The 20361-nt window shown below is 61.6% G+C and carries 24 protein-coding genes; 15 read left to right on the forward strand and 9 right to left on the reverse strand.

Annotated elements, in window-relative coordinates:
• Positions 1 to 166: 166 nt before the first annotated feature.
• Positions 167 to 709 carry a gamma carbonic anhydrase family protein gene (locus tag JLC71_RS08295; protein ID WP_200914906.1) on the reverse strand — a complete coding sequence of 181 codons (543 nt, stop codon included), beginning with the start codon at positions 707 to 709 and terminating at the stop codon, positions 167 to 169.
• A gap of 84 nt (positions 710 to 793) precedes the next feature.
• Between JLC71_RS08295 and JLC71_RS08300 the strand changes: the two genes are divergently transcribed.
• The 3 genes from JLC71_RS08300 (at position 794) to JLC71_RS08310 (ending at position 5199) form a co-directional block, all read left to right on the forward strand.
• Positions 794 to 2836, forward strand: coding sequence for a M3 family metallopeptidase (locus JLC71_RS08300; protein WP_200914907.1), 2043 nt, complete (start codon positions 794 to 796; stop codon positions 2834 to 2836).
• A 426-nt stretch (positions 2837 to 3262) separates the two neighbouring features.
• Positions 3263 to 4810 carry a M30 family zinc metallopeptidase gene (locus tag JLC71_RS08305; RefSeq protein ID WP_200914908.1) on the forward strand — a complete coding sequence of 516 codons (1548 nt, stop codon included), beginning with the start codon at positions 3263 to 3265 and terminating at the stop codon, positions 4808 to 4810.
• 65 nt (positions 4811 to 4875) lie between these two features.
• Positions 4876 to 5199 (forward strand): hypothetical protein, encoded by a 324-nt coding sequence (locus JLC71_RS08310; RefSeq protein WP_200914909.1) that lies wholly within the window; start codon positions 4876 to 4878, stop codon positions 5197 to 5199.
• 11 nt (positions 5200 to 5210) lie between these two features.
• On the opposite strand, the gene JLC71_RS08315 is transcribed toward JLC71_RS08310, so the two are convergent.
• The 3 genes from JLC71_RS08315 to fur are packed head-to-tail and all read right to left on the reverse strand — an operon-like array spanning position 5211 to position 7052.
• Complete coding sequence (locus tag JLC71_RS08315) at positions 5211 to 5924, reverse strand: arginyltransferase (RefSeq protein WP_200914910.1); 714 nt, start codon at positions 5922 to 5924, stop codon at positions 5211 to 5213.
• Entirely contained in the window at positions 5921 to 6622 is a 702-nt protein-coding gene (gene aat, locus JLC71_RS08320; RefSeq protein ID WP_200914911.1) for a leucyl/phenylalanyl-tRNA--protein transferase, read from the reverse strand. The genes JLC71_RS08315 and aat overlap by 4 nt, the downstream gene beginning before the upstream one ends.
• Before the next feature lie 10 nt (positions 6623 to 6632).
• Positions 6633 to 7052: a ferric iron uptake transcriptional regulator gene (fur, locus tag JLC71_RS08325; protein ID WP_200914912.1), complete on the reverse strand. Its 420-nt coding sequence runs from the start codon at positions 7050 to 7052 to the stop codon at positions 6633 to 6635.
• 137 nt (positions 7053 to 7189) lie between these two features.
• Here fur and JLC71_RS08330 point away from each other — a divergent pair, with 137 nt between their 5' ends.
• Together JLC71_RS08330 and dapB are read left to right on the forward strand one after the other, a co-directional pair.
• Positions 7190 to 7651 (forward strand): outer membrane protein assembly factor BamE, encoded by a 462-nt coding sequence (locus JLC71_RS08330; RefSeq protein ID WP_200914913.1) that lies wholly within the window; start codon positions 7190 to 7192, stop codon positions 7649 to 7651.
• 2 nt (positions 7652 to 7653) lie between these two features.
• On the forward strand, positions 7654 to 8454 hold the full coding sequence (gene dapB / locus JLC71_RS08335; protein WP_200914914.1) for a 4-hydroxy-tetrahydrodipicolinate reductase: 801 nt from the start codon (positions 7654 to 7656) through the stop codon (positions 8452 to 8454).
• A 62-nt stretch (positions 8455 to 8516) separates the two neighbouring features.
• Here dapB and JLC71_RS08340 read toward each other — a convergent pair whose 3' ends face one another.
• Positions 8517 to 9500: an MBL fold metallo-hydrolase gene (locus tag JLC71_RS08340; RefSeq protein WP_200914915.1), complete on the reverse strand. Its 984-nt coding sequence runs from the start codon at positions 9498 to 9500 to the stop codon at positions 8517 to 8519.
• 285 nt (positions 9501 to 9785) lie between these two features.
• Entirely contained in the window at positions 9786 to 10958 is a 1173-nt protein-coding gene (locus JLC71_RS08345; RefSeq protein WP_200914916.1) for a BaiN/RdsA family NAD(P)/FAD-dependent oxidoreductase, read from the reverse strand.
• An 88-nt stretch (positions 10959 to 11046) separates the two neighbouring features.
• On the opposite strand from JLC71_RS08345, the gene JLC71_RS08350 reads away from it, so the two are divergent.
• The 4 genes from JLC71_RS08350 (at position 11047) to JLC71_RS08365 (ending at position 13649) form a co-directional block, all read left to right on the forward strand.
• Positions 11047 to 11697 carry a DUF924 family protein gene (locus JLC71_RS08350; RefSeq protein ID WP_236250838.1) on the forward strand — a complete coding sequence of 217 codons (651 nt, stop codon included), beginning with the start codon at positions 11047 to 11049 and terminating at the stop codon, positions 11695 to 11697.
• Between the two features lie 2 nt (positions 11698 to 11699).
• Positions 11700 to 12191, forward strand: coding sequence for a hypothetical protein (locus JLC71_RS08355; RefSeq protein WP_200914917.1), 492 nt, complete (start codon positions 11700 to 11702; stop codon positions 12189 to 12191).
• 87 nt (positions 12192 to 12278) lie between these two features.
• A complete protein-coding gene (locus JLC71_RS08360) occupies positions 12279 to 13079 on the forward strand; it encodes a Cof-type HAD-IIB family hydrolase (RefSeq protein ID WP_200914918.1) in 801 nt (266 codons plus the stop codon).
• A gap of 90 nt (positions 13080 to 13169) precedes the next feature.
• On the forward strand, positions 13170 to 13649 hold the full coding sequence (locus tag JLC71_RS08365) for a tetratricopeptide repeat protein (protein ID WP_200914919.1): 480 nt from the start codon (positions 13170 to 13172) through the stop codon (positions 13647 to 13649).
• Here the strand turns inward: JLC71_RS08365 and JLC71_RS08370 are convergent, their stop codons facing one another.
• Entirely contained in the window at positions 13650 to 14312 is a 663-nt protein-coding gene (locus tag JLC71_RS08370; protein ID WP_200914920.1) for a carbonic anhydrase, read from the reverse strand.
• Positions 14313 to 14588: 276 nt separating this feature from the next.
• On the opposite strand from JLC71_RS08370, the gene JLC71_RS08375 reads away from it, so the two are divergent.
• The 5 genes from JLC71_RS08375 (at position 14589) to JLC71_RS08395 (ending at position 17298) form a co-directional block, all read left to right on the forward strand.
• Entirely contained in the window at positions 14589 to 15137 is a 549-nt protein-coding gene (locus JLC71_RS08375) for a cytochrome b (protein WP_200914921.1), read from the forward strand.
• A gap of 27 nt (positions 15138 to 15164) precedes the next feature.
• Positions 15165 to 15734: a YceI family protein gene (locus tag JLC71_RS08380; protein WP_200914922.1), complete on the forward strand. Its 570-nt coding sequence runs from the start codon at positions 15165 to 15167 to the stop codon at positions 15732 to 15734.
• 2 nt (positions 15735 to 15736) lie between these two features.
• Positions 15737 to 16066 carry a DHCW motif cupin fold protein gene (locus tag JLC71_RS08385; protein ID WP_200914923.1) on the forward strand — a complete coding sequence of 110 codons (330 nt, stop codon included), beginning with the start codon at positions 15737 to 15739 and terminating at the stop codon, positions 16064 to 16066.
• A gap of 17 nt (positions 16067 to 16083) precedes the next feature.
• Positions 16084 to 16650 carry a YceI family protein gene (locus tag JLC71_RS08390; protein ID WP_200914924.1) on the forward strand — a complete coding sequence of 189 codons (567 nt, stop codon included), beginning with the start codon at positions 16084 to 16086 and terminating at the stop codon, positions 16648 to 16650.
• A gap of 177 nt (positions 16651 to 16827) precedes the next feature.
• A complete protein-coding gene (locus JLC71_RS08395; protein ID WP_200914925.1) occupies positions 16828 to 17298 on the forward strand; it encodes a YgiW/YdeI family stress tolerance OB fold protein in 471 nt (156 codons plus the stop codon).
• On the opposite strand, the gene JLC71_RS08400 is transcribed toward JLC71_RS08395, so the two are convergent.
• A complete protein-coding gene (locus tag JLC71_RS08400) occupies positions 17295 to 18206 on the reverse strand; it encodes a LysR family transcriptional regulator (RefSeq protein WP_200914926.1) in 912 nt (303 codons plus the stop codon). The genes JLC71_RS08395 and JLC71_RS08400 overlap by 4 nt on opposite strands.
• Before the next feature lie 113 nt (positions 18207 to 18319).
• Between JLC71_RS08400 and JLC71_RS08405 the strand changes: the two genes are divergently transcribed.
• The gene (locus JLC71_RS08405) at positions 18320 to 19018 is read left to right on the forward strand and encodes a pirin family protein (RefSeq protein ID WP_200914927.1); all 699 of its coding nucleotides are present in this window, start codon (positions 18320 to 18322) and stop codon (positions 19016 to 19018) included.
• 129 nt (positions 19019 to 19147) lie between these two features.
• On the opposite strand, the gene ampC is transcribed toward JLC71_RS08405, so the two are convergent.
• Positions 19148 to 20308 carry a class C beta-lactamase gene (gene ampC, locus JLC71_RS08410; protein WP_374757627.1) on the reverse strand — a complete coding sequence of 387 codons (1161 nt, stop codon included), beginning with the start codon at positions 20306 to 20308 and terminating at the stop codon, positions 19148 to 19150.
• Positions 20309 to 20361: the final 53 nt, after the last annotated feature.

Genomic DNA, 20361 nt, shown 5'->3' on the forward strand with positions numbered 1-20361 from the left:
CGATTGTCTCATACCCCCGGAGCCCACTCATAGCTACACGCCGTTAGGCTCAGAATCCCGCCGGACTGCTGAGAAAATTCAGCGCAGCGGTGCTGGCAAGGCGTGCGAAGCGCAGACAGTACAAGCGAGTACGGCAAGCGAGCACAACGCAGCCAGCAGGGTTTTATCAGCAGTCCGCTGGCTGGTCGCGGTACTTCTTCATCAGCCTCACATAGTGCGCGGCCGAGTAATTGAAGTGCGCCAGTTCATCGTCGGTCAGCGCCCGAACCTGCTTCACCGGCCGGCCCAGGTACAGATAGCCCGATTCGAGCACCTTGCCCTGCGGCACCAGCGAACCGGCGCCGATCATCACCCTGTCCTGCACCACCACGCGGTCGAGGACGATCGTGCCCATCCCCACCAGCACCTCGTTGCCGATGGTGCAGCCGTGCAGAATCACCGCATGGCCGATGGTGACGCGATCGCCGATGATCAGCGGCGCACCGTCCGGATCGTCCGGGCGCTTATGCGTCACGTGCAGCACGCTGCAATCCTGCACGTTCGAATCCTTGCCGATGTGGATATGGTTGACGTCACCACGCAGCACCGCGCCGGGCCAGATCGACGCGTCGGCGCCAAGCTGGACATCGCCGATCACCTGAGCGCCGGCATGCACCCATGCACCATCGCCAAGCTGCGGCGCGATACCGTCGAATTGTTCGATTGCCATTGCCTAATCCTTCTGTCGTGTCTTGAAAATGGCGCGCGCAAGGCGCATCTACGCTGATACAACGATTCTACCCGAGACCCAACGATGACCCAGACCAACCCGCTGCTCGACCTTGCCGGCCTGCCGCAGTACGACGCAATCCGCCCGGAACACGTGAATCCGGCACTCGATGTGCTGCTGGAAGCGGCGCGTCAGGCCGTCGCCGCAGCCGAGGCCGTCGAAACCCCGACATGGGACAACTTCGTTGCGCCAAGCGAGGACACGATGGAGCGCTTGGGCGGTGCCTGGGGCGCGGTCGCGCACCTGGAATCGGTGATGAATACCCCGGAATTGCGCGAGGTCTACAACGCCAATATCCCGCGAATTTCCAATTTCTATACCGAACTCGGCCAGAACGAGCAGCTGTACGCGCGCTGGAAACTGCTCGCCGCCAGCCCCGAGTTCGCCAGCTACGATGAAACCCGCCGCACCATCGTCGAACATGCGATTCGCGACTTCAAGCTGTCCGGCGCCGAACTGGCCGAGGCACAAAAAGCGCGCTTCATGGAGATCGAAGAACGGTCGTCCGAGCTGACGACCAAGTTCTCGCAGAACGTGCTCGATGCAACCGACGCGTTCGCGCTGTATATCGAGGACGAGGCCGAACTCGCCGGCCTGCCCGACGACTGGAAAGCCGCCGCGCGCGCCGGTGCCGAAGCCGATGGCAAGGCCGGCTGGAAAGCAACACTGAAAATCCCCAGCTATCTGCCGGTGATGCAGTTCGCCGAAAACCGCCCGTTGCGTGAAACGCTGTACCACGCCTATGTGACCCGCGCGTCCGAGTTCGGCCCGGTCGAGCGCGACAACACGCCGCTGATCAAGGAAATCCACGCGCTGCGCCAGGAAGGCGCGCAGATGCTCGGCTTTGCCAGCTTCAGCGAAGAATCGCTCGCCACCAAGATGGCCGAAACCCCGGAGCAGGTGCTCGGCTTCCTGCGCGATCTGGCCGCCCGCGCCAAACCGCATATGCAGTCCGACCGCGCCGAAATGGAAGCCTGGGCCAAGGCCAAGCTCGACTACGACACGCTCGAAGCGTGGGACGTCGGTTTTGTGTCCGAACGCATCCGCGAAGAAACCTATTCGTTCAGCGAGCAGGAGGTAAAGCAATACTTCACCGAACCCACCGTGCTCGACGGCCTGTTCCGGCTGGTCGAGCAACTCTACGGCCTGCAATTCGTTGCCGGCCAGGCGCCGGTGTGGCACCCGGACGTGCGTTTCTTCGATCTGAAGAACAAGGACGGTTCGCTCGTTGGCGGGCTGTATCTCGACCTGTACGCGCGCGACGGCAAGCAAGGCGGCGCGTGGATGAACGATGTGCGCGGTCGTCGCAAGCTGGCCGATGGCAGCGTGCAAACACCGGTGGCGCTGATCGTCTGCAATTTCGCCCAGGGCGTAGAAGGCAAGCCGGCGCTGCTGCCGCACGACGACGTGATCACGCTGTTCCATGAAACCGGCCACGCGCTGCATCACCTGCTGACCGAAGTCGACGAACTGTCGGTATCGGGCATTTCCGGTGTCGAGTGGGACGCGGTCGAGCTGCCGAGCCAGTTCATGGAAAACTTTGCCTGGGAATGGCAAGTACTGCCGCAGCTGACCCACCACGTCGAGACCGGTGCATCGCTGCCCAAACCGTTGTACGACAAGATGCTCGCCGCCAAGAACTTTCAGTCGGGCTCGGGCATGCAGCGCCAGCTGTACTTCTCGATTTTCGACATGGCGCTGCACGGCAACACCGGCGCGGTCGATCCGCAAACCGAGGCGCTGCAAATCCAGCAGGAACTCGGCATGCCGACGCCGCCGGACTACAACCGCTTCCCGCAGAGTTTCAGCCATATCTTCGCCGGTGGTTACGCGGCCGGTTATTACAGCTACAAATGGGCCGAAGTACTCAGCGCCGATGCCTACGCCGCGTTTGAAGACGCGGCCAAACAGAGCGGTAACGTCGTCGACGCCGAAGTCGGAGCCCGTTTCCGCCGCGAAGTGCTGGCACGTGGCGGCAGCCGACCGGCGCTGGACAGCTTCACCGCGTTCCGCGGCCGCAAGCCGGAGATTGATGCCTTGCTGAGGCATAACGGCCTCGATGCTTGAACTGCATCGCTCGTCGAACAAGAAAAAACCCGGCCTTCGCCGGGTTTTTTCTTGTTCGAAACAATCAACCAATCAAGAACACTTTTACATATGTAAGAAAAATCTGAAAATCTACGTCAAACCCATCATAAAAATGACCAGATTGACTAAAAAGCACCAGTATCAGCACACATTTGCGCATTTATTTACAAAAAAATTACACGCACTTATCATTGTTGGCTTATATGCAGCATCGCCTTCAACCATAAAAGCCTCGTGAATCCAGCCATGAACCGCCCCGCCCACAAACTGAAACTTGCTTCAATTCTTGCATCAATCCTGCTTGCTGCCTGCGGTGGTGGTGGCGGAGGTGGAGATTCCTCCCCGGCACCAGCACCAACGCCGACTCCTACTCCCGCACCGACACCGACCCCTGTTCCACCGGTCGTGAACGACAATGCATTTGAAGCAGACTGCATCGGTGCCAATTGCGGCACCAACAGCGTCATCTACTCGGGAACCGGTGTCGGCGCATGGCGTTACACCAACAGCACGTCGAACCCAGCCAACGTTGCGGTAGCCCTGGGCGGTGTCACGGGCAAAACCGTAACGCTGATCTATACCAACCAGACGCCGAATCCGGTCGCCATGCCGACCATCACGCTGTCTGCTTCGCAACAGCTTGCCTCGCTCAAGTCGGTCTCGACCGAGACGGACGAACGCATCAACCATATTCCCAAGCGGGTTCGCGAATTCAACAGCAACCGCCCCACGCTGCAACGTGCCGCCGGCGCGCTACGCGCGATCAAGGCGCCCAGTGCCGCTGTGGTCGGCGATGCCCGTTCCTGGGCCGTCGACAACGGTGTCAGCGACACCTTGGAAACCCGCAACGCTCTGCTGCAGAAAAAAGTCACCGCTGCCGACGGCCGCGTCGTCAACTTCTGGGTCGAGAGCGGTGAGTTCGGTATCGGCAAGCTGACCGCGGCGCAACTTGACGCGCTCGCCAGCCGTTTCGTTGACGGCAGTAACTCGGTGTACTCGATGGTCACCGGCCTTGCAGGTCAACCCTGGGGTGCACATCCGTACACCGATCTGATTCCGGCCAACCAGGAAATCGACATCGTTTTCGTCAACTTCGACCGCAACAACAAGCCTTACGGCTTGATGGGCTATTTCTGGTCGCTCAACAATTTCCTCAAGGACAACAACCACGCCGAGCTCAAGAACAGCAACCAGTCGCTGTCCTTCTACATGGATACCGAGACCGTGTACCTCGGTGGTGAAACCGGCATCAAGAACGAGATCAGCACGCTGGCGCACGAATTCGTGCACATGATCAACTTCTATCAGCGTGGCGTCGTGCTCAACACCGTCAATACCGACAATACCTTTGATACCAGTTGGGAAGAAATGAGCGCCATGATGATGGAAGACATCATCGGCACGCGCCTCGACGCCGTTTATCATCCGATCCGCGACGGGCGCTTCCCGGAATGGCTTGCTCAAGGTGCATACAACTGCAACCCGCTGAACTGGATCAACGATACAAAATCGCAATGCTTCAGCTACAACGTGACCGGCAGCTTCGGCGCCTACCTGCTGCGCCAGTACGGGGTCGGCTTCTACAAGCACTTCCTGCGCAATACCAGCTTCAATGCGGGCAGTCAGCCGGTCGCATTGCTCGACAGCTCCATCAAGCAGTTTGGCGGTCGCGGCTACGCCGAAGCACTGCGCCGCTGGGGCGCGAGCATTGCGCTACTGCCATCCGCCACGTCGCCCGCAGGCTTCGGCTATCCGCAACGCGTCGACAGCGGCTTCACGCTACCGGGACTCAACGGATCGAACTACGCCAGCGTCCGCAAGCTGCCGACCAGCGTCCCTGGCCTGCTCGAGGGCTATGCCCACTTCCCGATCGTGCGCAAACCGGCCGGCGCCAGCTATGTCGAAATGCTCACCGTGCCGGCCGGTACAACCCTGTCGGTGATCGTGAACTGAGCCGATAACAGACTGTCACAACGGCCATGGCACTCGCCATGGCCGTTGTACGTTGGAGAAAACCGATGCTTTTATCCCGATGGATTGTCCTGCCGATCCTGACCGTACTGCCGCTACTGGCATCCTGCGCCAGCCTTAATTACACCTTGGGCCAGCCCATTACCGCCGAGGGCACGCTCGTGCTCAAGGGCAACGAGCCTTTCGCGGTTCCGGTACTGGTGGGACAGTCCGAGCAATGGGAACTGACCGGGCTGAAGAAGCAGCAATATGTCCCGCTGCAGAACAAGGCCTTGCGCGTACGCGGTACGGTGGCCCGCTTACGCGGAGACGGACCGCTGCGCCCGCAGCTGCAGGTCACCGACATGACCGAACTGCCCTCAGGCAAATAACCCGCCGAGCATTACAAGCGCTGCCACCCGCCGCCGTCCAAGCCCTCTATCGGCCGGTAGCGGGTCTTGTACGCCATCTTGCCGCAGCGTTCGATCCAGTAGCCCAGGTACAGGTAAGGTAAGCCGAATTGGCGTGCCAGACTGATTTGCCATAGCACGTTGTAAACGCCGTAGCTGGCGCCAACCACATCGGGGTCGTAGAAGGTGTACACCGATGACATGCCGTCTTCGAGCTGGTCGATCAGGCTGACCATGCGCAACTGGCCTGCTTCGCGGAACTCAACCAGAAAGCTGGCAACATTGCTTTTGAGGATGAAGTTTTCGTACTGCTCGCGGCCATCCTGATCCATCCCGCCTCCAGCATGGCGTTGGGCCTGATAGCGCTGGTAGAGCAGAAAATGCGCGTCGGAATACTCCAGCCCCAACAGCCGCGCACGCATATTGCCGTGACGCTGCTGTGCCCGGCGCTGGCTGCGGTCCGCTTCGAATTCATTCACCGGAATCCGCACCGGCACACAGGCTTTGCAACGGTCGCAATGCGGCCGGTAAACAAACTGGCCGCTGCGCCGAAAACCGATCTGCACCAGTTGGCTATAGCTCTGCGCGTCGATCAGCTCGGAGGGCACGGCCACCTGCGAGCGGGCCAGTTGCTCGGGCAGATAGCTGCACGGGTACGGCGCGGTGGCGTAGAACTGCAATTGCAAGGACTGGATACGCGGGTTCATCTTGGTTCCCCCTGCGCCCGGTAGTACCACGGTCCGGGTAGCTCTGGTTGGGCTGTCAGCGATTTCAGCCTAACAATAAATTCATCGCGTGGAATTTCCCGGCCGCCGAAACGCGCCAGATGATCGGTACGCATCTGGCAATCGATCAGCCCGAAGCCCTGTTGCTGCAGCCAGCGTACCAGATGAACAAAAGCCATTTTCGACGCATCCGGCGCGCGGGCGAACATCGATTCACCGTAGAACATCCGGCCGATCGCCACACCGTAAAGTCCGCCGGCCAGCTCGCCATCGATCCAGCATTCGGCACTGTGCGCATAACCCTGATCGTGCAACTGACCGTAGCCGGCGCGCATTTCGTCGCTGATCCACGTGCCGTGCCCGCCGCCACGCGGTGCGGCGCAACCGGCCATCACCGCGGCAAAGGCGGTATCGAAACGGACCTCATAGTCACGATGGCGGATGACCTTGGCGAGCGAACGTCCGACGTACAGCTCCGCCGGCACCAGCACCATGCGCGGGCTGGGACTCCACCACAGGATGGGTTCGTCCGGCATATACCAAGGGAAAATGCCGGCGCGGTAGGCGGCAAGAAGCCGTTGCGGCGCAAGATCGCCGCCGGCCGCCAACAAACCGTTGGGTTCGGCCAGCGCATGCGCCAACGGCGGGAAGCGCAAACTGTGATCGAGCCAGGCGATCATCGCGCTAGATTCACTTCTTCTGCTGGCAATCCTGGCAGATGCCGTACAGATACATCTCGTGATCCTGGATTTCGAAGCCATGCTTGGTTGCAATCGCTTCCTGGCGGGCTTCGATTTCCGGATCGCAGAATTCTTCGACCTTGCCGCACTTCACGCACACCAGATGATCGTGATGACCGCCCTGATTAAGCTCGAACACGGCCTTACCGGTTTCAAAGTGATGGCGCTCCAGAATGCCGGCCTGCTCAAACTGAGTCAGTACCCGATAAACCGTCGCCAACCCGATGTCCGTGTGTTCAGCCATCAAGACCCGATAAACATCTTCGGCCGAAAGGTGGCGTTGTTCGCTGGTCTCGAACAAATTGAGGATTTTCAGGCGGGGGCCGGTGGCTTTAAGGCCCATGCCCTTGAGTTCGTTGGCTTTGCTCATTGGGTTCCGTATCCGGGCAAGGTGTGTCGGCGAGGCTGCGAGCCTTGCTGACTACCGGTATGATATAGCGTTTACTGCGTCGACTCCAACCGGATGCCGGCGCACCGATTTGTCCATTTCCACGGATTGCCGGCCCCATGCAACTTCGCTTGATCGCTCCCCTTGTTGCCGCCTTGCTGCTCAGCGGCTGCGGCGCAATGAACTGGCTGACCCCGTACAAACTCGATGTCCCGCAGGGCAATGAAGTTACCGCCGATCTGGTGGGCAAGCTCAAGCCCGGCATGACCCGGTCACAGGTTCGCTTCCTGCTCGGCACGCCGCTGCTGACGGACCCATTCCACGCCAACCGCTGGGACTACGTCTACAGCGATGCGCGCGGTGGCAGTCTGGAGCAGAAAAAAACCTTCGCGGTGTTTTTCGATGGCGACAGCCTGACGCGCTGGGCTGGCGAAACCTTGCCTGAAGCCGTTCGCGCCAACGATGCCAAGATGCTCGACACCCGCGCAGAGCCGCGCAATGCTGACATGCAAAGCACGGCCGTCCCTGGTTCGGCCGACAGCCCGACCCAGGAAGTCAAACCGCTGTTGAAGGACCGCTGATCATGACGATTCGAATCGCGATTGCCGGCGCCTCGGGGCGCATGGGCCGGATGCTGGTCGAAGCCACGCTGGCCGCGCCGGAGTGCGAACTGTATGCCGCGCTCGACCGCCCGGGTTCGGACACGCTCGGCCAGGATGCAACGGCCTATCTGGGCCAGCAAAGCGGCGTGCTGATCGGCGCCGACCTGAGCGCGCTTGAAGGCGCCGACGTGCTGATCGATTTCACCCGCCCGGAAGGCACGCTGGCGCACGTCGCCGCCTGCCGTGCCTACGGCGTGAACATGATCATCGGCACCACCGGTTTCGACGAGGCTGGTAGCGCGACGATTCATGCCGCAGCCAGCGACATCGCCATCGTCCACGCCTACAACATGAGCGTGGGCGTCAATCTATTGGTGAAGCTGCTCGAAGTGGCGGCCAAAACGCTGCAAACCGGTTATGACGTCGAAGTGCTGGAAATGCATCACCGCATGAAAGTCGATGCCCCGTCGGGCACGGCACTGATGCTGGGTGAGGCCGTTGCCACGGCCCAAGGTCGCACGCTCGGCGATGCGGCTGTTTACACCCGTGAAGGCATCACCGGTGAGCGTGAGCCAGGAACGATCGGCTTCGCAACGCTGCGCGGCGGCGATGTGATCGGCGATCACACGGTGATCTTTGCCGGCATGGGCGAACGCATCGAGATCAGCCACAAAGCCAGCAACCGCACCATCTATGCCCAAGGCAGCATCCGCGCGGCGCACTTCCTTGCCGGCAGAAAATCGGGCTTCTTCGATATGCAGGATGTGCTCGGTCTGCGTTGATCCGCAGCACGGCACGTCATCACAAAGGGCGCCAATGGCGCCCTTTGTTTTTGCCGCCGCCCTTAGCGCAAGCGCCGCGTCTCGCCAATGGCCCACAGCGAAAAACGCTCATCGGCCACGCCGGCGGCGGCACGCGCCAGCGGCACGGCATCGATCGGCTCGTCGATGGGTTCATCGGTCAGTGCGAATGTCCCCCAATGGATGCCCATGGCGGCCTTCGCCTCGACATCGTTGAACAATTGCAGCGCCTCGACCGGATCGACATGCTGGTTGTGCATGAACCAGCGTGGCGCATAGGCGCCGACCGGGATCATGGCGAAATCGATCGGCCCTGCCCGCCGGCCGATTTCCGCCAGCCGCGGCGAATAAGCGGTGTCGCCGGCAAACCAGAGGCGATAATCGGCGTGCTCAATGACAAAACCGCCCCACAGCGAGGTGTTTTCATCACCCCACAAGCGCCGTTTGCTCCAGTGCTGTGCCGGCACAAAAGTGATGTTCAGTGCCCCGATTTGCGTTTGATCCCACCAGTCCAGCTCAAGCGGTTCGGGTAGCCCGGCAGCGGCAAACCACGGCTTGAGGCCGAGTGGCGCCAAAAACCGTGGCGGCCCACCGGCTTGCTGCGCCAGTGCGTGCATCGAACCGGCATCAAGGTGATCGTAATGATTGTGCGACAGCAACACGATATCGATGCGCGGCAGCTCGGCCAGCGTCATCGGCAGCACGACGCGCCGCTTCGGCCCTGCCCATTGCACCGGTGATGCGCGCTGTGAAAACAGCGGATCGGTCAGCACATTCAGGCCGCCGATCTGGATCAGCAGGGTGACATGGCCGATCCAGGTCACGGCAATGGCATCGGCCTCGGCACGGGCATCCATTGGTGCGGGCGTTGCCACCGGGATGCGTTCGGGTCGATGTGCGATTTTTGGACCTCGCCACCGGTTCCACTGCCAGCGCAGTACATCGCCAAACCCGGGACGGGTTAAGCCATCCGGATTGCGAAAACCGGTGTCGGTATGGTGGCCGGGGCGTGCGGAAGATTCGGACAAAGCGGACTCCATGAGCAGGCAGACGAGCGTAGCGTACACATGGATGCGCGATTTACGGGCAAGAAAAAGGGCGCCGCATGGCGCCCTCCTGGAACGAGCCCAGCGGGACTGTAATCGATGGCATCCTTCCACTTCACGATCTACTTCATTCCACTTCGCCTCGATTCCCACCGTCAGGTTCCGGATCGAACCGAAATTCGATCAAGATCCGGCACTGCGTCTGCCGGTTGTACAGGGCGCTGACCTCATTCCGGCCATGCCCCAACCTGCATTTCTACCGTAGCACTATGCGTTGAGTCCTGCCACATAAGCCGACGACCAGGCCCACTGAAAATTGTAACCACCCAGCCAGCCGGTCACATCGACGACCTCGCCAATGAAAAACAGCCCCGGTACATCGCGCGCCATCATGGTTTTGGAGTTCAAGCCCTTGGTGTCCACGCCGCCCTTGGTGACCTCGGCCTTCTTGTAGCCCAGCGTCCCCGACGGCACCACCTGCCAGGCTGAGAGGCGCTCGGCGATCGCGCTCATTTCTTTGGGCAGATACTGCTTCAAGGGTTTGACCTCGCCAAACTGCCCGGCCAGCGCTTGTGCAAACCGGCGTGGCAGCCGTTCGGCCAGCACCGTCGACAGCAATGCATCGCGATTGGCGCTGGCCAGAAATTCGGCCGGATCTTCGTCGGGCAGCAGGTTGATTGTCACCGGCTCACCCGGTTGCCAGTAGGACGACACCTGCAGGATCGCCGGGCCGGATACGCCCTTGTGCGTCAGCAGGATGTCCTCGCGAAAACGCCCCTTGCCGGCGCTGACCTCGGTGGCCTCCAGCGCTACGCCGGCCAGCTCGCCCCACATGTCCTGCGGCTGGAAAGTGAGCGGTACCAGCGCCGCGGTGGTCGGCACGATATCAAGGTCGAACTGGCGCGCGATGTCGTAGCCGATACCGGTGGCGCCAATGGGCGGGATCGATAAGCCGCCGGTCGCCACCACCAGCGAGGCACAACACCAGGTTTCATCGCCGGCATCGACTTCAAAGCCATCATCAACGCGCCGTACCTCGCCGATCGGCGTTTGCATGCGCCAGAGCACCCCGGCGCGGTCGACTTCAAGCTTGAGCATCTCGATGATCGCGCCCGAGCCCTGATCGCAGAACAGCTGGCCGAGCGTTTTCTCGTGGTACGTCAGCCCGTGCGACTCGACCAGTTTGATGAAGTCGTGCTGGGTGTATTGCGCCAGCGCCGACTTCACGAAATGCGGGTTCTGCGACAGATAGCACTCGGGGCGGGTATTCATATTGGTGAAGTTGCATCGGCCACCACCGGATATGCGGATCTTTTCCGCCAGCTTGGTCGCATGGTCGATCAGCACCACGCTGCGCCCCATCGTGCCGGCCGTTGCCGCGCACATCATCCCTGCCGCGCCGGCGCCAAGCACCACCACGTCGATTGTCTTGCGTTCCAAATCACCTCTCCTTGCAAGCCGCGATTGTAGCGCTGCCGCGCGTATCGCGGTTTACACTGCCGACAAGAACAGCACACAGGAAAGCACCATGACCGAACTGATCCGTCGCTTCAGCCCAGAGGGACAAGTGAAGAGTGGTCGCGTCAAAAGCGGCCGCGATACCGTGGCCACGCCCGACGAGGTATTGGCCTTCTGGTTCGGCTGCCCGGACGATCCCGATTACCACCAGCCGCGCACGGCGTGGTTTCGCAAGGACGCGGTTTTCGATGCCGCGATTCGCCGCCGCTTTCTCGCCACCGTCGAGGCCGCGCTGGCCGGCCGCTGCAGCGATTGGGCGCTGGATACGCGCGGCGCGCTGGCGCTGGTGATCGTACTGGACCAGTTTCCCCGCAACCTGTTTCGCGGCAGCGCAGCCGCCTTCGCCGGCGACCCGCTCGCCCGCCAGACCGCCGACGCCGTGGTGAGCAAGGGCTGGCATCTTGCCTTGGCACCGGTCGAGCAACTCTTTGTCTACCTGCCATTCGAGCACGCCGAATCGCTGGCCGATCAGGAAAAAATGATCGCGCTGACCGAAAACTGGCAAGGCCACGACGTGCTCGGCGAATTCCACCGCTATGCGGTTCTGCACCACGATGTGATCGCCCGCTTCGGCCGCTTTCCGCACCGCAATGCCGTGCTCGGCCGCGAGAGCACGCCGGATGAGCTGGACTATCTGGCTCGGCCCGGCGCCGGCTTTTGAAAATGCAAGCGCCGATGCAGCTGGCTACTCCTTTCACTGAGGCCATACTCGGCAAAACCGTGAGCCACGTCTGGCGGGGACACCGTTCGGCATTGTTTCTGGAATTCGGCATGCTGACGCCGCGAACCAAACGCAATGGCGATCCTGGCAATGCCTGCGGCCAGATCAGTCTGATGATTGAATGGGGTTGGCGCATAGAACGCCCGCGCTCGATTCTGGGTGGTTGCTGGAGCGAAGAAAAACGCTGGCCGGGAATGTTCAAGCAACTACTGGGCAGCAAGGTAGACGGCGTCGAATTCATCGGCCGATTACCAGAAATCGTGGTTTTACTGAGCAACGGTCTGCGTGTCGTTTCATTCATGCCGGCCGAAGGCCAGCCACAATGGACGCTGCTTGCACACAGCCCCGCCCTCGGCGATCTATCGGTCAAACGGGGGCGCTTGTACCTCGATCCGCCACAGCCAGCCTTCCCGCACATCGGGGAAATCCGCTAGCCCACCACCCAGCCCAATGGCATTTTTGACTGCAAATCAAGGGACTGGTGCCGGTAGAATAAGCAAATCCTTCTGCCCGGAGTCCCCATGTATCAGGTTATTGCCTCCGACCTCGACGGTACGCTGCTCGACGGCGATCATAGCGCCTCGGCCTTCACCGCCCAGACGCTGCAAGCGCTGCAAGCGCGCGGCGTGCCGCTGGTCATCGCGACCGGCCGCCACTATTGCGACGTTCGTGGCATTCGCGCCGCACTGGGTATTCGTGCCCACCTGATCACCTCCAACGGTGCCCGGGTGCATGATCCGGACAACCGGCAGATGTACGCCAAGAATATCGCCCCGGCCATCGTGCGCGAAATGATGCAGCCCGAATTCAGTGACGGCGCTCAGGTCAACCTGTACCTCGATGAGGAATGGCTGGTCGGCGCAGAATGCGAATGGTTGCTGGCGATGCACTCCGACTCCGGCTTCGGCTATCGCGTGACCGATTTGCCCAATCACGATGGCGAAGGTGTTGGCAAGGTGCTGTATATCGCCGATCCGGCGCATCTGGCCAAAATCGAAGCCAAGCTGTACGAGCGCTTCGGCCACGGGCTGTACATCACCTACTCGCTGCCGAACTGCCTTGAGATCATGGCGCCGACCGTGTCCAAGGGCCATGCGCTGCAAGTGGTGCTCGACGAGCTGCAACTGCACATGAAGGATTGCGTGGCCTTTGGCGATGGGCTGAATGACCTGGAAATGCTCGGCACGGTGGGCCATGCCTTCCTGATGGGCAATGCCAACCCCAAGCTGGTCGCACTGCTGCCCGATGTCCCGCAGATCGGCCTCAACACCGATGCCAGCGTGGCGCTGAAGCTGCGCGAGCTGTTCCAGCTCGACCGATAAGCACCATTCGTCTTGCCCCAAACGCGCCCGTAGCCCCGCTGCCGGCGCGTTTTGTCATGCTTACAGGGGTGCATCGTTCGGAGCAGACCAATGTGGCGGACATTCTTGCTGGTGGCGACCCTGACCTTCACCGGGCCAGCGCTGGCAGCGGGCGGCGGCCCGCCGGTCAGACCCGCTTACAACGACGCCACACCGCGCGCCATTGCCAGCGCCCGGCAGTACATCGAGCGGCAAGAGTGGGATCAGGCGCTGCAGGTGCTCGAGACCGCACGCAGGCGCGATCCGGGCAACGCTGATCTATGGAACTGGACCGGCTATGCCGAACGCCAGCGCGGCAAGCTGCCGCAAGCGTTCTCGGCCTATGACGAGGCCTTGCGGCTCGACCCCGGACACCTCGGCGCCCGCGAGTATCTCGGCGAAGCCTGGCTGATGGATGGCCAGCCCGAGAAGGCCGAGGCGCTGCTGGCCGAGTTGAAAGCGCTCTGCGGCGCCTGCGACGAGGAACGCGATCTTGCCGCGGCCATTGATCGCTATCGCGGCCAGCAGCCCGAAAACCAGCCCGGCTACTAATCAGGCTGCCGTGCCGTTGGCTTCCGGACCTTCGACCACCGCTTCGAACGCGTGCACTTCCGGGTTGAACTGATACAGCGCACCCTGCTGGATGTCGAAATACCAGCCGATCAGCGCCAGCTCGCCGGCCTGGACGCGTTCGGCCACGAACGAGAAGGACATCAGGTTGTCGAGCGAGACGATGATCGCCGCCAGCTCGCAAGCGCGGATCTGCGCTTCCGGGCTCTTGTAGTCGAGCTCGGCCAGCACCTGCTGCTTGGCCGGATCGGCGATGCGCACCCAGCGGCCGATGAAGTCGGTTTCGCTCGGCTCGTCGTCGCCCGCCATCAGCGCGCCGATGCCGCCACAGGCCGAATGCCCCATGACGACGATCTGCCGCACCTTCAGGCTCTTGACCGCGTATTCGATCGCCGCCGACACACCGTGATACTGCCCGCCAGTCTCGAACGGCGGCACCAGGTTGGCGACGTTGCGCACGACAAACAGATCGCCCGGATCACAATCGGTGAGGATGGCCGGATCGACACGCGAATCGGAACAACCGATCAGCAGCGTTTTGGGCTTCTGCCGGCGCTTGAGGCTCTCGAAGAGCTTGGTATCTTCACCAAAGTACTTGTGCTGGAAGCGACGGAAGCCGCCGATGAACTTTTCGATGTCTTTCATACTCAGTAGATTCCTGATATGGCGTACGTCCCGATAAGGACGCCGCGCATTGTGCAAACATCCGGGTAGGGGATTCTACCTGTTGCGGGGCAAATTCACCTTTAGCGCAGTGTAAGCGCTCGACACAGCACAAAGCCAGCGGCTACATTGGCCGCAGCTACTTGCCCGTTTCATTCAATTTTACTGAATGATCAGTTGCATATTTTTCGATATCCCATACCTTGGCTTCGGCAATACTATTTGCCGCTGGTCAATATTTCTGAATAAGGATTTTCCATGTCCCGAGACCGCTACGATCCGCTGCAAATGTCACTGCACTGGCTGATGGCGCTGCTGATCTTCTCGGCCTTTGGCCTGATCTGGTATTTCAACAGCCTTGAACTCGGCCCGCAGACCTTCAAGCTCAAGTTCCAGGTGATCGCCTGGCACAAATGGGCCGGCATCACCGTGATGTTCCTGCTGATCCTGCGCCTGGCGTGGCGTCTCGGCCGTGGCGCACCGGCGCCGCTGCCCGGCCAGCCGGCATGGCAGCTCAAGGCCGCCGCCGGCATCCATCACCTCTTGTACCTGCTGATGTTCGCGCTGCCCTGTATCGGCTGGCTGATGAGCTCGGCCAAGGGCTATTCGGTGGTGCTGTTCAATGAATGGCCACTGCCCGACCTCGTGGGCAAGAACATCGGGCTCGGCGACACGCTGGCCGAAATTCACTATTACCTTGGTTACACCCTGCTGGCGCTGGTGGTGCTGCACATTGCCGGAGCGCTCAAACATCACCTGATCGACCGCGACACGACGCTGTCGCGCATGTTGCCCCGAGGCCGCTGACCGCGGCATCCCACAAGGAAAACACCCATGAACCGTTTTCGTACCACGCTGATCGCCGCCGCCCTTGCCTCCGCAGTGATCCTGCCGGCGCAGGCCGCGCAAACGCTCAACGCGGCCAAGAGCCAGGTCGGCTTCACCTTCAAGCAGATGAATACGCCGAGCGACGGCAGCTTCAAGCGCTTTGTCGCCAATGTCGATTTCGACCCGGCCAAGCCGGAGGCGACCAAGGCCGAATTTACCGTCGACCTGGCCAGCATCGATACCGGCAGCCCCGATGGCGACAGCGAAGCCAAGAAAAAGGCCTGGTTCAACACCGCCGCTACGCCGAAGGCGACGTTCACCGCCAAGAGCGTCAAGTCGCTCGGCAACGGCAAGTTCGAAGCACGCGGCCCGCTCACGATCAAGGGCGTCAGCCGCGACATCGTTTCGACCTTTACCGCCAAACAGAACGGCGCCGAGCTGCAGCTCGACGGCAGCTTCCCGCTCTTGCGGCTGCAGTACAAGCTCGGCGATGGCGACTGGGCCGATACCGGTGCCGTCGCCGACGAGGTGCTGGTCAAGTACCGCTTCGTCTTGAACGGCAAGGCCGGCAAATAGGCATGCAGTTGAACCAGATCGCTTTTGGCGTGACTGACTGGGACAGCGTTGAAGAGACGCTGCACCCGGGTGAAACCGGCGAGGCACGTTGGCGCACCCGCCAGTTTGGCGATGTGCGCGTGCGCCGGGTGACATACACACCGGGCTATCTGGCCGATCACTGGTGCAGCAAGGGCCATATCCTGCTGTGCCTCGCCGGCGAACTCGACACCGAACTCGCCGACGGCCGCCGCTATACGCTCACGCCCGGCATGAGCTATCAGGTGGCCGATAACGCCGAAGCGCATCGCTCGTCCACCCGAATCGGTGCCACCCTTTTCATCGTCGATTGACCACTGGAGAACTACACATGAAAAAACTGATCCTCGCCGCCACCGTCGCCACGCTCGCATCGGCCGCTTTTGCCGCGCCGGAAAACTACGCGATCGACCCGTCGCACACCGCCGCACACTTCGCGGTCAGCCACCTCGGCTTCTCGACCCAGTTCGGCAGCTTCGACAAGACCAGCGGCAATATCGTGCTGGATGCCGAGAAGAAGACCGGCAGCGTCGATATCAGCATCGATACCGCCAGCATCGATTCGGGCTGGGATGCACGCGACAAGCACCTGAAGGGTGAAGACTTCTTCAACGTCGAGAAGTACCCGACCGCGACGTTCAAATCCAAGAACCTCAAGTTCGACGGCGACAAGCTCGTTGCGGTCGATGGCGACTTCACCCTGCTCGGCGTGACCAAGCCGCTGACCTTAGCCGTGAGCGACTTCAAGTGCGGCCCCCACCCGATGATGAAGAAAGCATGGTGCGGTGCAGCGGCATCCGCGACGCTCAAGCGTAGCGATTTCGGCATGAAAGCTTACCTGCCGGGCGTAGGTGATGAAGTCAAACTGACGATCCAGGTTGAAGCCGGAAAGCAATAAAACCGCTTGTCTGCTCGCCAGCAAAAACCCGCGTTTACCGCGGGTTTTTGCTTGTTGGCCCCCCGCTTGCGCTGATGCTGATGCCTACACTGCAAGCTCAAGGGCCAGCGACACGTTTTCCCTACATCGCGAAAAACATGCGCGGACGAGCCCTGAACATGGGACTAGGAGGTCATCATGAGCAACGGCACGCACTCCCCCACCCTCGCCTGCATCGCACTGCTGACAGGCTTATGCTTACCGCCGGCCATCGCCGGTTACAGCGGCCCCGGTAGCGAAACGACCGATGTCGACAACGCAGCAGCGGCGCTGCAGGCGCCCGATAAAACCGCAGTCAATCTCGAGGGTTATATCCTGCGCAAACTGAAGGGCGAGCGTTACGAGTTCCGCGACAAGAGCGGCGCAATCGGCATCGATATCGACACCGAACATTGGCCGAAAGAGGCCATCAACGATCGCACCAAGGTACGCGTGATCGGCGATATCGACCGTGCGCTCAGTTGTACCGGCGTCGCGGTGCAATCGCTGGAAATACTGCCGGCCGACCCGGATGCCCCGGCCAAACCCGCGCCACAAAAAACCACCTCGGCCAAAAAGCCAGCGACCGTGAAACCGGTGCCCACCAAGCAAGCCAGGACAGGCAATTAATTGCCCGCCAGCCAGCGGCCGATCCGGTCGTCATTGGCCATCGCATCCAGCCACCACTTCAAGGCTCGGCCCGCGCCACTGGTTCGCCAGGCGGCGTAAAGCCGGGTCGGTGGCTTAACCTCTTCGACCGCGCGCCGCAGCAGCCGCCCATCGGCCAGATACGGCGCGGCCACGCAGTAGGGCAAGTAGCCGCAACCGAGCCCGGCCAGCTGCATCTCCAACTTGGAGGCCAGATCGGGCACGGTAATGGTTTCCTGCCCCGAAAGGATGCCGACGGTGCGCGGCATCAGGTGGCGCGAGCTGTCGGCAATCGCGCAGACCCGGTGTTGCTGGATTTGCACCGCCTTGAGCGGCTCGGGCAATGCGGCCAGCGGATGCTGCGGGGCAACGGCGAAAATGAATTCGCAATCCCCCAGATAGTGCGTCGCATAACCGCCGCCATGCGGCCCTTCGAGCGAAGCACCGATGGCGAGATCGGCGCGATTGTCGACCAGCGCCTCCCACATCCCTCCCAGCGTCTCGCGTGAAAAACGCAGCCGCGTGCCCGAACCGAGCGCATCGAAGGCGGCGATCCACGGATGCAGCAGCGATACCGGCATCAGCGCGTCGACGGCGATATTGAGCTCGGTCTCCCAGCCGGTGGCAACGCGCTTGACCCGGCATTCCAGATCACCCGCCGCCCTGAGCAAATGCCGGCCCTCTTCAAGCAGCGTCTCGCCGGCCGGGGTCAGCTTGGCGCGATGACCGCTGCGATCGAACAGCTGCACATCCAGTTCGTCCTCCAGCTTTTTGACCATATAGGTCACCGCCGACGGCACCCGGTGCACCGCTTCGGCGGCGGCGGCAAAGCTCCCCTTGCGGGCGATTGCATCGATGATTTCCAGCGATTCCAGATTCAGTCTGAGCACGGGCGAAATCCATTCATAATCTTGAACAAGATATCCATATCTTTTCGCTATCAACGCCAGCAGTCAAGCTTTAGCATGGCTTCATTGCTTCAATTACTTCGAAGGAGATCGCCATGATCACGCTACGCAAAGCCCATGAACGCGGCCATGCCAACCACGGCTGGCTGGATTCCTGGCACAGCTTTTCGTTTGCCGGTTATCACGACCCGGCCCACGTACACTTCGGTGCGCTGCGCGTGATCAATGACGACCGTATCGCACCGGGCATGGGTTTCGGCACCCATGCGCACCGGGATATGGAAATCATCAGCTACGTGCTCGACGGCGAACTGGCGCACAAGGACAGCATGGGCAACGGCTCGACCATCAAGCCCGGCAGCGTGCAGCGGATGAGCGCCGGCAGCGGCGTGCAACACTCGGAGTTCAACCCGTCCGCAGCCAGCGAAGCGCATTTTCTGCAGATCTGGATCATGCCGAACGCCACCGGCGTGGCACCGTCGTACGAAGAAACCTATTTCGGCGACGATGAAAAGCGTGGCCGTTTGCGGCTGATTGCCAGCGCCGACGGTGCCGACGGATCGGTGACGATCCATCAGGATCTGCGACTTTACGCCGGCCTGTTTGACGGCGATGAATCGGCGCATCAGCCCATTCCGGCGGGGCGCCAAGCCTATGTGCACATTGCGCGCGGCAGCATTGAGGTCAACGGATTTGCGCTGGAGGCCGGCGATGCGGCGATGTTCACGGATGAGGCGAAGATCACGTTCAAGCACGGCCAGCACGCCGAGGTGCTGGTGTTCGATCTGGCTTGATGAGCGCAGCCGGGCCCGGGACGTACCAGGGATAACCGTGTGCCGGCGAAGGCCTTCAGGACGTCGTCGCATGCGATGGCGCCACGCCGAATCAACGAGCGGGCGAATGAGCCCGCTCGCCCTCCGGGGCTATTTCGCGCCGGGCGCGAGCTGCGTCAGAATCGCATGTGCCGCTTCGATCCGGGCGGAAATCGGGAAATTCCGGTTCGCCAGCATCACGATGCCGATCTTCTCCTCGGGCACGAAGGCCACGTAGGCACCGAATCCATTCGTCGCGCCGGTCTTGTTGAACAGCGTCGCGCCGGACGGCTTGCGCGGCGGGGTCAGCTTCGTCGCGGCATTGGGCTTCATGCTCACGTCCGCCGAATTGCCGGCCAGCAGCCGCTGCACCGGGATCGGGTACGAATACTGCTCCCAACCCATGCCCTGCACCATGTCGCCGATCTTGAAGTAGCCCACATGACTGCCTTCGACGGCGCGCCGCATCGGCCCTTCGAGCTTGCCCGGATCAATGTTCACCTGTACGAAGCGGGCCATGTCGGCGGCCGTGGATTTGATGCCATAGGCTTCGGCGTCGAACATCCCGGGATTCACCCGTATGGGTTTATTCGCCTTGTCGTAGCCCCATGCGTAATCGGCCATCGCGCTTTGCGGCACGCGGACATGGCTGTGTTTCAGGCCGAGCGCGGGGAAAAGCTCGCCTTCCACGGCACCGGCAAAATCACGCTTCAGCGCGAGCGCGGTGAGATGCCCGAACAGGCCGATGCTGGGGTTGGAATACCGGCGTTGCACGCCGGGTTCGGCATCCGGCCGCCATTGCCGGAAATAATCGATCATCCGCGCGTCGTCCGACACATCGTCAGGAAACTGCAGCGGCAGGCCACCGGCGCTGTAGGTGCCCAGATCGAGCAGGCTGGCCTTGTCGATCGGATATCCCTTGAGTTCCGGCATATACCGGCCGGGATGGTCATCCAGCGACAGTTTCCCGGTTGCCTGTGCGTACAAGCCCAGCGTTGCCGTGAACGTCTTGCTGACCGAGCCGAGCTCGAACAGCGTATTTTCGCTGACCGGGGTACTGTTCTGCCGCGACGCAACGCCGTAGCTGAAGAAGCGGGGTCGGCCGTCGACGATGACCGCGACGGCCATGCCGGGTACGTCGTACGTCTTGATCACGGGGCGGATTGCCGCATCGACGATACCGCGGATTCTGGCGTCGTCGTCGGCCGCGCCGGCGATAGTGGGAAGGCAGATCGCGACAACGGGTGCGATCAGGCCGATGAGTCTGGGCAGGACGGTCAAACGATTTCCTTTTTCAGCGACGCTTCATTCGTCGACGCCCTGGC

The sequence above is a fragment of the Jeongeupia sp. HS-3 genome, assembly GCF_015140455.1.
GTDB lineage: Bacteria > Pseudomonadota > Gammaproteobacteria > Burkholderiales > Chitinibacteraceae > Jeongeupia.

What these genes read in the sequence shown, in the direction of transcription:
- JLC71_RS08295 (WP_200914906.1), bottom strand. Translation starts at nt 709, where the DNA reads ATGGCAATCGAACAATTCGACGGTATCGCGCCGCAGCTTGGCGATGGT.
- JLC71_RS08300 (WP_200914907.1), top strand. Translation starts at nt 794, where the DNA reads ATGACCCAGACCAACCCGCTGCTCGACCTTGCCGGCCTGCCGCAGTAC.
- JLC71_RS08310 (WP_200914909.1), top strand. Translation starts at nt 4,876, where the DNA reads ATGCTTTTATCCCGATGGATTGTCCTGCCGATCCTGACCGTACTGCCG.
- JLC71_RS08315 (WP_200914910.1), bottom strand. Translation starts at nt 5,924, where the DNA reads ATGAACCCGCGTATCCAGTCCTTGCAATTGCAGTTCTACGCCACCGCG.
- aat (WP_200914911.1), bottom strand. Translation starts at nt 6,622, where the DNA reads ATGATCGCCTGGCTCGATCACAGTTTGCGCTTCCCGCCGTTGGCGCAT.
- fur (WP_200914912.1), bottom strand. Translation starts at nt 7,052, where the DNA reads ATGAGCAAAGCCAACGAACTCAAGGGCATGGGCCTTAAAGCCACCGGC.
- JLC71_RS08330 (WP_200914913.1), top strand. Translation starts at nt 7,190, where the DNA reads ATGCAACTTCGCTTGATCGCTCCCCTTGTTGCCGCCTTGCTGCTCAGC.
- dapB (WP_200914914.1), top strand. Translation starts at nt 7,654, where the DNA reads ATGACGATTCGAATCGCGATTGCCGGCGCCTCGGGGCGCATGGGCCGG.
- JLC71_RS08350 (WP_236250838.1), top strand. Translation starts at nt 11,047, where the DNA reads ATGACCGAACTGATCCGTCGCTTCAGCCCAGAGGGACAAGTGAAGAGT.
- JLC71_RS08355 (WP_200914917.1), top strand. Translation starts at nt 11,700, where the DNA reads ATGCAAGCGCCGATGCAGCTGGCTACTCCTTTCACTGAGGCCATACTC.
- JLC71_RS08360 (WP_200914918.1), top strand. Translation starts at nt 12,279, where the DNA reads ATGTATCAGGTTATTGCCTCCGACCTCGACGGTACGCTGCTCGACGGC.
- JLC71_RS08365 (WP_200914919.1), top strand. Translation starts at nt 13,170, where the DNA reads ATGTGGCGGACATTCTTGCTGGTGGCGACCCTGACCTTCACCGGGCCA.
- JLC71_RS08370 (WP_200914920.1), bottom strand. Translation starts at nt 14,312, where the DNA reads ATGAAAGACATCGAAAAGTTCATCGGCGGCTTCCGTCGCTTCCAGCAC.
- JLC71_RS08375 (WP_200914921.1), top strand. Translation starts at nt 14,589, where the DNA reads ATGTCCCGAGACCGCTACGATCCGCTGCAAATGTCACTGCACTGGCTG.
- JLC71_RS08380 (WP_200914922.1), top strand. Translation starts at nt 15,165, where the DNA reads ATGAACCGTTTTCGTACCACGCTGATCGCCGCCGCCCTTGCCTCCGCA.
- JLC71_RS08385 (WP_200914923.1), top strand. Translation starts at nt 15,737, where the DNA reads ATGCAGTTGAACCAGATCGCTTTTGGCGTGACTGACTGGGACAGCGTT.
- JLC71_RS08390 (WP_200914924.1), top strand. Translation starts at nt 16,084, where the DNA reads ATGAAAAAACTGATCCTCGCCGCCACCGTCGCCACGCTCGCATCGGCC.
- JLC71_RS08395 (WP_200914925.1), top strand. Translation starts at nt 16,828, where the DNA reads ATGAGCAACGGCACGCACTCCCCCACCCTCGCCTGCATCGCACTGCTG.
- JLC71_RS08405 (WP_200914927.1), top strand. Translation starts at nt 18,320, where the DNA reads ATGATCACGCTACGCAAAGCCCATGAACGCGGCCATGCCAACCACGGC.